This window comes from Mitsuaria sp. TWR114 (assembly GCF_007997345.1).
The window spans coordinates 1-10,420 of the sequence record NZ_VOSR01000618.1; the positions used below are offsets into that span (position 1 = coordinate 1).

8 protein-coding genes are annotated in these 10,420 nt (G+C 69.3%); 2 read left to right on the forward strand and 6 right to left on the reverse strand.

All coding sequences use genetic code 11. From position 1 onward, the window contains the following. A partial coding sequence (locus tag FUT87_RS20800) for an ATP-binding cassette domain-containing protein (RefSeq protein WP_147242252.1) occupies nucleotides 1-595 on the forward strand: 595 nt, incomplete at its 5' end. Beyond that, a complete protein-coding gene (locus tag FUT87_RS20805) occupies nucleotides 582-2,369 on the forward strand; it encodes an ABC transporter ATP-binding protein (RefSeq protein WP_255511951.1) in 1,788 nt (595 codons plus the stop codon). The genes FUT87_RS20800 and FUT87_RS20805, both read left to right, overlap by 14 nt. Nucleotides 2,370-2,402: 33 nt before the next feature. Here the strand turns inward: FUT87_RS20805 and FUT87_RS20810 are convergent, their stop codons facing one another. The 6 genes from FUT87_RS20810 to ftsA all read right to left on the reverse strand — a co-directional run. Beyond that, nucleotides 2,403-4,391, reverse strand: coding sequence for a serine protease (locus tag FUT87_RS20810; protein ID WP_186830374.1), 1,989 nt, complete (start codon nucleotides 4,389-4,391; stop codon nucleotides 2,403-2,405). Between the two features lie 124 nt (nucleotides 4,392-4,515). Further along, nucleotides 4,516-4,701, reverse strand: coding sequence for a hypothetical protein (locus FUT87_RS20815; RefSeq protein WP_091725981.1), 186 nt, complete (start codon nucleotides 4,699-4,701; stop codon nucleotides 4,516-4,518). Nucleotides 4,702-4,720: 19 nt separating this feature from the next. Then, a complete protein-coding gene (lpxC, locus tag FUT87_RS20820) occupies nucleotides 4,721-5,656 on the reverse strand; it encodes a UDP-3-O-acyl-N-acetylglucosamine deacetylase (protein ID WP_091725987.1) in 936 nt (311 codons plus the stop codon). 24 nt (nucleotides 5,657-5,680) lie between these two features. After that, entirely contained in the window at nucleotides 5,681-7,891 is a 2,211-nt protein-coding gene (locus tag FUT87_RS20825; RefSeq protein ID WP_186830666.1) for a sensor histidine kinase, read from the reverse strand. 264 nt (nucleotides 7,892-8,155) lie between these two features. Beyond that, nucleotides 8,156-9,391, reverse strand: a complete 1,236-nt coding sequence (gene ftsZ, locus FUT87_RS20830; protein ID WP_091725997.1) for a cell division protein FtsZ — start codon at nucleotides 9,389-9,391, stop codon at nucleotides 8,156-8,158. A 123-nt stretch (nucleotides 9,392-9,514) separates the two neighbouring features. Then, the coding region (gene ftsA / locus FUT87_RS20835) for a cell division protein FtsA (RefSeq protein ID WP_147242255.1) at nucleotides 9,515-10,420 on the reverse strand (906 nt) is incomplete at its 5' end.

Sequence of the window (10,420 nt, forward strand, 5' to 3'; positions counted from 1 at the left end):
CGAACCGGATGCCGGCGCGGTGCGCCTGGGCGGCATCCCAGCGCCGGAGATCCGGCTCGACGCGCTGCGGCGCGGGCTGGCCTGGGTGCCGCAGGAGCCCTTCCTGTTCTCGGCCTCGGTGGCGGACAACATCGCGCTCGCGCGCCCGGACGCGACGCGCGAGCAGATCCTGGCGGTGGCCGAGCTGGCCGCCGTCCATGACGACATCGCGCGCCTGCCGCAGGGCTACGACACGCTGGTCGGCGAGCGCGGCGTGACGCTGTCCGGCGGCCAGCGCCAGCGCGTCGCGATCGCGCGGGCGCTGCTGGCGCAGGCGCCGGTGCTGCTGCTGGACGACGCGCTGTCGGCCGTGGACAGCGGCACCGAGACGCAGATCCTGGACCACTGGCGCGAGTTGCGGGAGCGCCATCCGGAGCGCAGCCTGGCGATCGTCAGCCACCGGCTCTCGGCGGTGATGGAGGCCGACGAGATCGTCGTGCTGAAGCAGGGCCGGATCGTCGAGCGCGGCCGGCATGAGGACCTCATCGCCCTGGGCGGCTGGTACGCCGGCCAATGGCGTTATCAACAACTGGAGGCCAGCCTTGACGCCGCCTGAGACCGCGTCCGGCACGGACAGCAAGACGCAGCCCGACCGCCACTCGCCGCGCGAGGCGCTGGCGCTGCTCGCGCAGGCCGCCGCACCGGAGCGCCGCGGCCTGGCCAAGGGCCTGGGCTGGCTGGTCGTGGCGGCCGCGCTCGAGGCCATCGGGCCCATCCTCGGCAAGCACTTCATCGACACCCACGTGCTGCCGCGCGATTTCTCGCTCGGCCCGATGGCGCTGCTGCTGGGCGCGATGCTGCTGGCCGGCTGGGCCGCGAGCCTGCTGCGCTACGCGCAGCTGCGGCGCATGGCGGCGGTCGCGCAGCGCTCGGTGCTGCGCCTGCGCGAGCAGGTCTACGCCCATGTGCTGGCGCAGCCGATGGCCTTCTTCGACCGCAGCATCACCGGCCAGCTGCTGAGCCGCATCACCAACGACACGGACGCGGTCAACAACCTGTACCGGCAGGTGCTGTTCGTGATGCTGGACTCGACCATCGTCGTGGCCGGCGCGCTGGTCGCGATGGCATGGCTGGACTGGCGGCTGATGCTGATCGTGCTGGCGCTGGTGCCGGCGAGCTCCGGGATCATCTGGCTCTACCAGCGCGCCAGCAGCGGCCCGGTGCAGAAGGCGCGGGCGCTGCGGGCCGAGCTCAACGCGCAGATGGCCGAGAGCATGGCAGGCATGGCGATGCTGCAGTCGGCTGGCGCCGCGCAGCGCTTCGCCGCGCGCTACGAGACGGCCAACCAGGCGCAGCTGCAGGCGCGCGTGCAGGAGCTGCGCGCCAATGCCTGGCTGCTGCGGCCGGCGCTGGACCTGCTCAACGTGCTGCTGATCGTGACGGTGATCTACGGCTTCGGGCAGCGCGAGCTGTCGGGGATGGAGGTCGGCCTGCTCTACGCCTTCCTGGCCTACATCGCCCGGGTCGTCGAGCCGCTGATCCAGATCACGATGCAGTTCAGCCAACTGCAGCAGGCGCTGGTGGCAGCATCGCGGGTGCGCGCACTGCTGCGCGAGCCGTCCGAGCCGCGCTCGCACCGACCGGACCTGGTGGTCGGCGCCGGCGCGATCCGCTTCGAGCACCTGCACTTCGCCTACACGCCGGAGCAGCCGGTGCTGCGCGACCTGGATCTGGACATCCCCGCCGGCAGCTTTGTCGGCATCGCGGGCCACACGGGCTCGGGCAAGTCGACGCTGCTGGCGTTGCTGCTGCGCTTCTATCAACCGCAGCAGGGCCGCATCCTGATCGACGGCCAGCCGCTGGCCCAGCTGCCCGACGAGACCTTCCACGAGGCGCTGGGCCTGGTGCCGCAGGAGCCCTACCTGATCGCCGGCAGCGTGCGCGACAACATCCGCATGGGCCGGGCGATCCCCGACGAGCAGCTCGAGGCGGCGGCTCGCGCGGCGCGGGCGCACGACTTCCTGAGCGCGCTGCCGCAGGCTTACGACAGCCGGCTCGGCGACGGGGGGCTGGCGGTGTCCACCGGACAGAAGCAGCTGATCGCGCTGGCGCGCGCGCTGGCCGGGAATCCGCGCATCCTGCTGCTCGATGAGGCGACGGCCAACATCGACAGCGCGACCGAGGCGCAGGTCGGCGAGGCGCTGCGCGCGTTGCGCGGCCGCGTGACGGTGATCGCGATCGCGCACCGCCTGTCGACGATCCGCGACGCCGACCAGATCGTGGTGCTCAACCACGGCCGCCTGTCCGAACGCGGCACGCACGAGGCGCTGATGGCGATCGAGGGCGGCATCTACCAGCGCCTGGTGCAGCTGCAGGCGCTGGAGGAGTGAGCGGGACGGGGCCGGATGCCGCCCGCCCGCTGATCAATGCTCGCTGACCTTCGCCGCCTGCATCAGCAGGTCGAGCTTGGCCTTCATCTGGTCCTGCGACGTGCCGGTCTCCGCCCGGTACTGGAAGGTGTAGAGCACCTCCGGCGCGGGCTGTGCGTCCGCGACGCCGGGGATCGCGCTGATGATCTGCCGGTCGTTCGCGCTCACCGCGACGCCGTCATAGGGATGCGCGTGGCGCAGGCGCTTGCTCCACTCGCGCTTCACCGCCTCGCTGCCGGACTCGGCGGGCGTCCCGTGCCGGAACACATCGATCTCGGTCTTCTCGTCGGGGTTGTAGGCCACGACGCCGGCGATGCGGAGTTCATCCCCCGCTGGCGCGTGCTGGAAGGCGAGGTCCAGCCGCAGCCGACCACCCGGTTCGATCTTCTGCAGTTCGGGCCCGTAGGTGAACGCCAGACGACGGTCGTCGAACGCGAAGCTGCGTCCATAGTCGACCTTCAGCACCGGCTCCGCCAGCGGCTTCGGCAGCAGGGGCCCCTGCTGCAGGAAGCGGTTCCAGTCGGACAGCTTGCCTTCGTAGGAGGCCGCGAAGAAGCCGGTCATCCGCTTCATCCGGTCGATCTGCCCGGCCAGGCCCAGCGCGCCCGCCCGGGCCTCGAAACCGACCGAGCCATCCGGCACCGGCAGGTCGAACGCCATCATCCAGTCGCTGCCGAACCAGGTCGTGACGTGCCAGAGCCGCACCTGCCAGACCCGGCCCCAGACATCGGTGAAGCGGGTGTCCTCGGTCGGGTTGCCCAAGGAGGCCACCTTGATCGTCTCCGCGTTGACGTGGATGGTGCCCGGCGACGCCTTGAGGACCAGGTCTCTGACCATGCGGGGATCGGCATACCACTTGGCCGGATCGATGCCCTCGGGCCGGTGTCGGTGGAACACCAGGTAGCCCTTGAACTCGGCCGAATCCTGCCAGCCCTCGTGCCCGAGATCGAGCCGCGTGTAGTGCGGCTGCGTGATCACCCAGTCGCCGTTGCCGTTCTGCACGACGATGCCGGGCGCGCTGCGCTCGTAGAAGCCGTGCAGCAGCCGGTCGCTGCCGCTGCCGCGAGGAAAGGTGTCGTTGGCGTTCTCGGCGAGCAGGTCCCGCAGTTGGGCGGCATTGAACTCGTCGGCCGCTTTCATGTAGGCCTGCGACAGCTCGGCGAAGCGCTTGGGCGCGGGGATGTCGACCTTGAAGCGTGCCGATCGCGTCTTGTCGAAGACGGCGAAGCCGGTGACGCCGCGCGTGTCCGCGCTCACCACGCCGTCGGGCGCGCGCTTCACGAGCGCGATGGGGACGGCGATGTTGAGCGTGTTCTCGGTGGTGCGCATCGCCCGCACGATGCCGATCACGCGGCCCGAGGCGTCGACCAGCGGTCCGCCGCTGTTGCCGCCGGAGATCGGCGCGGAGAAGCGCATCCACGACCAGCGGCCGCTGTCCTCCTCCGGCGTGTCGGAGGTGTAGTTCCCTTCCCGCATGACGACGCCCTCGCCGAGCGCGTTGCCGACGGCATAGACCGTCCCGTTGAGGACCGGCTTCTCATTGAGCGGCAGCGCGGCGACGCTGTCCGGCGGATTCGCCAGCGTAAACACCGCGAAGTCCTGGTCGACGGAGCCCTTGGTGACCTGGGCGATCGGATAGAGCTTGCCGGCCGCGTCGCGCAGCATCGGCTCGCCGCGCGAATCGCCGAACGAGGCGATCAGCACATGCATGGCGGTGACGAATTGGTGATCGCCGATGGCGAAGGCGGTGCCGACCGACACGTACTTGTCGGCGCGCATCTGATAGGGCAGCAGCTCGTGCCAGGGCTTGTCGTAGCGGATGGACTCCTCGGCCGGCTTGGGCACGACGACCTCGAAGGTGGCCTCGCGCACCTGGCGCTGGATGTCGGGCTCCAGCGGCGCCGCGAGGGCGCCAGCGCAGAACTGCAGGCCAAGAATGCCAACACCGCCGAAGCGGACCATTGCCGCCAGTGCCCTTTTCATACATCCCCCCGTATGGCGACCGGAGGAAGGCCCGGCCGCTGGGGGATGCTGAGGTCGACAAGCTGCCCGGTGGTGTCGAGCGGGTGAAGAAGGATGAAGCGGCGGGCGGCGGCCGGTCAGGGGGTCACACCAGCAGGATCAACCGCTCCAGGATCAGCACCGAGAACGCGCCGATGCCCGCGATCACGGTCCACTTGATCAGCAGGATCGCGCGGCGGCGCCAGACCGGGCGCTTGGTGGCGATGTAGAGCGCGAAACACAGCAGCCCCGCCACGAGCAGCAGCGCGATGACGGTGCGGACGATCAGCATGCGAGCGGGTCCGGTGCGCTCACCACGCCGGCGCCAGCTCGGCGAACCCCGCGGGCGCGTCGCGCTCGTCCTCGAAGGTCACGATCTCGTACGCCTCCGCGTCCGCCAGCAGCTCGCGCAGCAGCAGGTTGTTCAGCGCATGCCCGCCCTTGAACGACGTGTACGCCGCCAGCAGCGGATGCCCCACCACCTGCATGTCGCCGATCGCGTCCAGGATCTTGTGCTTCACGAACTCGTCGTCGTAGCGCAGCCCCTCGGCATTCAGCACGCGGTAGTCGTCCACCACGATCGCGTTGTCCATGCTGCCGCCCAGCGTCAGCCCGCGCGAGCGCATCAGCTCGATGTCCTTGGTCATGCCGAAGGTGCGCGCCCGCGCGATCTCGCGCTTGTACTGGCCGCTGCCCATGTCGAACACGTAATGCTGGCCCGTCGCCGACACCGCCGGGTTGTCGAACTCGATCTGGAAGCTCAGCGTGTAGCCGTGATGCGGCACCAGCTTCGCCCACATCAGGCTCTTGCCCTCGCCCTTGCGCACCTCCACCGGCTTCTTCACCCGCAGGAACTGCTTGGGCGCGTTCTGCAACTCGATGCCCGCGCTCTGCAGCAGGAAGACGTAGCTCGCCGCCGACCCGTCCAGCACCGGCACCTCGTCGGCGTTGATGTCGATCAGCAGGTTGTCGATGCCCAGGCCCGCGCAGGCCGACAGCAGGTGCTCGATCGTCTGCACCTTGGGCTGGCCGGGATCGCCGCCGGGGCTGATCGTCGTGGCCATGCGCGTGTCGCAGACGCTGTGCGTGTTGACCGGGATGTCGACCGGCTGGGCCAGGTCCACCCGACGGAACACGATGCCGGTGCCGGGCGCCGCGGGCCGCAGGGTGATCTCCACCTTCTGGCCGCTGTGGATGCCGACCCCGACCGCGCGGGTCAGCGATTTGATGGTGCGTTGCTTGAGCATGGGCGGCATTCTCCCAAATCGGGGTCAACCCTGCTGGACGACGGCCTCATGGTCCGCGCGCGCCACCGGCAATCGCAGCGTCACCACCGTGCCGTGCCCCGGGCTGCTGTCCACCCGCAAGGACCCGCCCAGCACCTTCGCCCGGCGCTGCAGGCCACGCAGGCCACGCCCCTGTGAAATCGTGCCGACGTCGAAGCCCTCGCCGTCGTCCTCGACCCGGATCTCCACCCGCCTGCCCAGGTCGCGCGTGACCACCCGCACCCGCGACGCCCGGGCATGCTTGAGCGCGTTGGTCAGCGCCTCCTGCATCAGGCGGAGCACATGCAGCGCGTCGGGCGGCTCCAGCCATTCCAGCGGCGGCAGGTCGTGCACGTCCCATTCCAGCTTGAGACCACCCAGCTGCAGCCGCTTGCCCAGCCGGTAGCGCATCGTCGCCAGCAGCGACACCAGGTCGTGGCCGACCGGCTCCAGCGAATCGATCACCAGCCGCAGGTCGTCCACGCATTCGCGCAGCACGTCCACCACCTGCTCCTGCGGCATCGTGCCCTGCTCCACCGCGACCATCGCCGACAGCAGCGAGGAGCCCAGCCCGTCGTGCATGTCCTGCATGATCCGCTGCCGCTCCAGCAGCAGCGCCTGCTGGCGCTCGACCTCGCGCAGCTTGTCGTGCTGCGCGCGCAGTTCGACGCTGCGCTCCTCCAGCCGCTGCGCCAGGTCCTCGTTGGCGCGCTCGACCTGGCGCAGCGCCTCGATGTAGCGGTACTGCACCGCATACAGGAAGCTCGCCAGGATCACCAGCGTCGCGAACGGCATCAGGTAGACATGCTCCGGCCACCACCAGCCCGCCAGCAGGCCGAGGTCATGGACGCCGAGCGCCACCCCGATCACCAGCGCCGCCGCCATCACCCGCAGCTCGCGCGTGCCCTGGCGCCAGGCGACGCTCGCCACGAAGGCGGTGCCCGCCAGGCCCACCACCGCGTTGCAGATGTGCAGCAGCACCAGCGCGTCGAAGCCGCGCCCCCATAGCGGCATCGACGCCAGGCTGGACACCAGCACGAACAGCGCCATGCCGCGCTCGAAGCGCGCGAAGCGCTGCCGCGCGAAGCGCAGCGCGAAGAGGAAGGTCAGCAGCATCACCCACGACATCGAGGCATGGGTCACCCACCAGAACCACTCGAGCGCGTCGCGGGTGCGCGGCAGGTCCAGGTGGTAATGCAGGTTGCGGACCAGCCAGGCGACGGTGGCCAGCGAGAACAGCAGGTAGGAGGAATCCTCGCGGCGCTTGAACCAGAGCAGCAGCGCGAACAGCCCCAGCGTCACCAGCGTCAGCCCGGTGGCCTGCGGCACGCCGATCTGCAGCACCCAGCGGCGATCGTGGCGCGGCTCCAGGTCCTCGCGCGCGCCCAGCCAGACGCTGGACACCGAGTAATAACCGGCCTGCATCACCGGCACGGCGATGACGACCTCGATCTCGCGCGCCTGCTGGATCTCGGTCAGCGCCGCCGGCAGCACCACCCACAAGGGCCGCACCCATTGCTCGCGCGCGCCGGACTGGTTGTCGAAGACCGGCCGCCAGCCGTCGTCGGTCTTGACCAGCACCGCTGCGGCCAGCGCCACCAGGCGCGGCATGTACAGCGCGACGCTGGTGGGCCAGCGCCCGTTAGGCGCCGCGTAGCGCAGGCGGTACCAGCGCATCTGGAAGCGCGGGGCGGCGCCGGTGGTGGTGGTCGCCTCGCGCTGCTGGAATTCAGGCAGCCGCACCGGTTGCCAGGCGGCGGGGTCCGACGGCGGCAGCAGCGCCTGCGGCAGCGCGCCGTCCTGGCCGTCCATCACGCGCAGCGCGCGCCACCAGGCCTTCAGCTGGTCCTGGGTCCACTCGCTGGTCGCGACCTCAGCCTCGGTCGCGCGCTGGGCGCCAGCGGCCGGCCCGCTGTCGGGCACCGGTCGCGCCGGCCCCAGGGGCGACGCCCGCGTGGCATGCGTGTCACGCGTCGCCCCGGTGAGCGGCATCGAGCTCGAGGCCGTCCCGTTCGAGGCCGGGCCGCCCGGTGCGGCTCGCGTCCCGCTGTCGGCATCGCCCGGTGGACCGATCTGACCGCCACTCGCGCCACGCCCTTGAGACCACGCAGTGACCGGCGCCGCGAGCATCAGCGCGAAGACCATGAGCAAGAGGAACGGCGCCATGGACGACACCATGGACGACGCCAGGATCGACGGCTTCGAGGAACGCGACATCCATGCCTGCCGCACCCGCGCGACCGGCCCACTCGCCGCCGACATTCCATCCTCGCCCTGGACCATGCATTCGCTCTGTCTTGTGATCGGGCGCCAGTGTGCCGAAGTTCACGCAGCGGCACGAGCATTCAATTGCAACAGCCTCCCCCCGAAGGATGGGGGCGCAGCGACGCCGTCGTTCCGCCTTCCGAAAAGCAAAAGAGGCCATGCCCCCGCGAGGGGACATGGCCTTCAAGCTGATGGCGTTCGAGAAAGAGGTCGGTCTCAGTCCGCCTGCTTGCGCAGGAAGGCCGGGATCTCGATCTCGTCCATGCCGTTGGACGACAGCGCCTCCACCTTCGCGGCGGCGGTGCGGCCGTGGCGCCACACGCTCGGCACGCTCATGCCGCCGAAGTCCGAAGCCGTCATCGGCGCGGCGGCCGGCGCGCCCTGCGCGGCGGCGCTGCCCGGCATCACCACCGGCTGCGTCAGCACCGGCATGTTGTCGGTGCCGGTGCGCAGCTGCGGCTGCTGGACGACGAGCTGCGGTTGCTGGCGCGCCGCGGAACGCTGGCTCAGGCCAGTCGCGATCACGGTGACGCGCAGCTGGTCGCCCAGCGATTCGTCGTAGGCGGTGCCGTAAATGATGTGCGCATCTTCAGCGGCGTAGCGCTTGATCGCGGTCATCGCGTTGCGGCTCTCGGCCAGCTTGAAGTTGTTGCGGCTCGCCGCGATCAGCACCAGCACGCCACGCGCGCCGGACAGATCGATGCCTTCCAGCAGCGGGCAGGCCACGGCGCCTTCGGCGGCCTTGGTCGCGCGGTCCGGACCGGCCGCGACGGCCGTGCCCATCATCGCCTTGCCCGGCTCGCTCATCACGGTCTTCACGTCTTCGAAGTCGACGTTGACCAGACCCGGCATGTGGATGATGTCGGAGATGCCGCCGACCGCGTTCTTCAGCACGTCGTTGGCGTGCGCGAAGGCCTGGTCCTGCGTGACGTCGTCGCCCAGCACTTCCAGCAGCTTGTCGTTGAGCACGACGATCAGCGAATCGACATTCGCCTCGAGCTCCTGCAGGCCCAGGTCCGCGGCCTTGCCACGGCGGTTGCCTTCGAACTCGAACGGCTTGGTGACCACGCCGACGGTCAGGATGCCCATCTCCTTGGCCACGCGCGCGATCACCGGCGCCGCGCCGGTGCCGGTGCCGCCGCCCATGCCGGCGGTGATGAACAGCATGTGCGCGCCGGTGATGGATTCGCGGATGCGGGCTTCCGCTTCCTCGGCGGCCGATTTGCCGACCTCGGGTTTCGCGCCGGCGCCCAAGCCGGTATGGCCCAGTTGCAGGAGTTGATCGGCCTTGGAGCGATTCAGGGCTTGGGCATCCGTGTTGGCCACGATGAATTCCACGCCCTGGACACCTTGGCTGATCATGTGCTCGACCGCGTTGCCGCCGCCGCCGCCCACGCCGATCACCTTGATCTGGGTGCCCTGATCAAACTCTTCGATCATCTCGATCGCCATATCAAACCTCCTGTCCATATTGTGCAGTTGCCATCAGCAAAATAGAAGTGGGATCGGCCCTTTTTTAGGGGGCAAAACCCTCGAACGTCGTAAAGAAAGCGTGAGCCGATGAGTTCCGGCTTCTTAGAAATTTCCCAGGAACCAATCTTTCGCGCGGCCGAACAGGGTCTTCACCGAACCCGCCTGCTGCGCCGCCTTGAATCCCCGTGTGCGCGAGAGCCGCGCTTCCTCCAACAAACCCATCACGGTCGCCGAACGGGGATTGGCAACCATGTCGAACAGCGCGCCGCCGTAAGTCGGATTCCCGCGACGCACCGGTTTCAGGAAAATGTCCTCGGCCAGTTCGACCATGCCCGGCATGACCGATGAACCGCCCGACAGCACGATGCCCGAGGACAGCAGTTCCTCGTAGCCGGAATCCCGGATGACCTGATGCACGAGGGAGAAGATTTCCTCCACGCGCGGTTCGATCACCCCGGCCAGTGCCTGTTTGGACAGCATGCGCGGCGCCCGATCGCCCAAACCCGGGACTTCGACCTGGTCGGCGGGATCGGCCAGCAATTGCTTGGCCACGCCATGCTCGACCTTGATTTCCTCCGCATCCTTGGTCGGGGTGCGCAGCGCCATCGCGATATCGCTGGTAATCAGGTCGCCGGCAATCGGAATCACCGCGGTATGGCGGATCGAGCCGCCGGTGAAGATCGCCACGTCGGTGGTACCGGCGCCGATGTCGACCAGCGCCACGCCCAGGTCCCGCTCGTCGGAAGTGAGTGCAGCCAAACTGGAGGCGCTCGGGTTCAGTACGAGCTGCTCGACCTCCAGCCCGCAGCGGCGGACGCACTTGACGATGTTTTCCGCCGCGCTCTGGGCGCCGGTCACGATATGGACCTTGACCTCCAGCCGGCCGCCGCTCATGCCGATCGGCTCCTTGACCTCGTGGCCGTCGATGACGAATTCCTGCGGTTCCACCAGCAACAGGCGCTGGTCGTTCGGGATATTGATGGCCTTGGCGGTTTCCACCACCCGGGC

Bases quoted from the DNA above. Each gene is read 5' to 3' on its own strand.
- FUT87_RS20810 (WP_186830374.1), bottom strand. From the start codon at position 4,391: ATGAAAAGGGCACTGGCGGCAATGGTCCGCTTCGGCGGTGTTGGCATT.
- FUT87_RS20815 (WP_091725981.1), bottom strand. From the start codon at position 4,701: ATGCTGATCGTCCGCACCGTCATCGCGCTGCTGCTCGTGGCGGGGCTG.
- FUT87_RS20825 (WP_186830666.1), bottom strand. From the start codon at position 7,891: ATGTCGCGTTCCTCGAAGCCGTCGATCCTGGCGTCGTCCATGGTGTCG.
- lpxC (WP_091725987.1), bottom strand. From the start codon at position 5,656: ATGCTCAAGCAACGCACCATCAAATCGCTGACCCGCGCGGTCGGGGTC.
- ftsZ (WP_091725997.1), bottom strand. From the start codon at position 9,391: ATGGCGATCGAGATGATCGAAGAGTTTGATCAGGGCACCCAGATCAAG.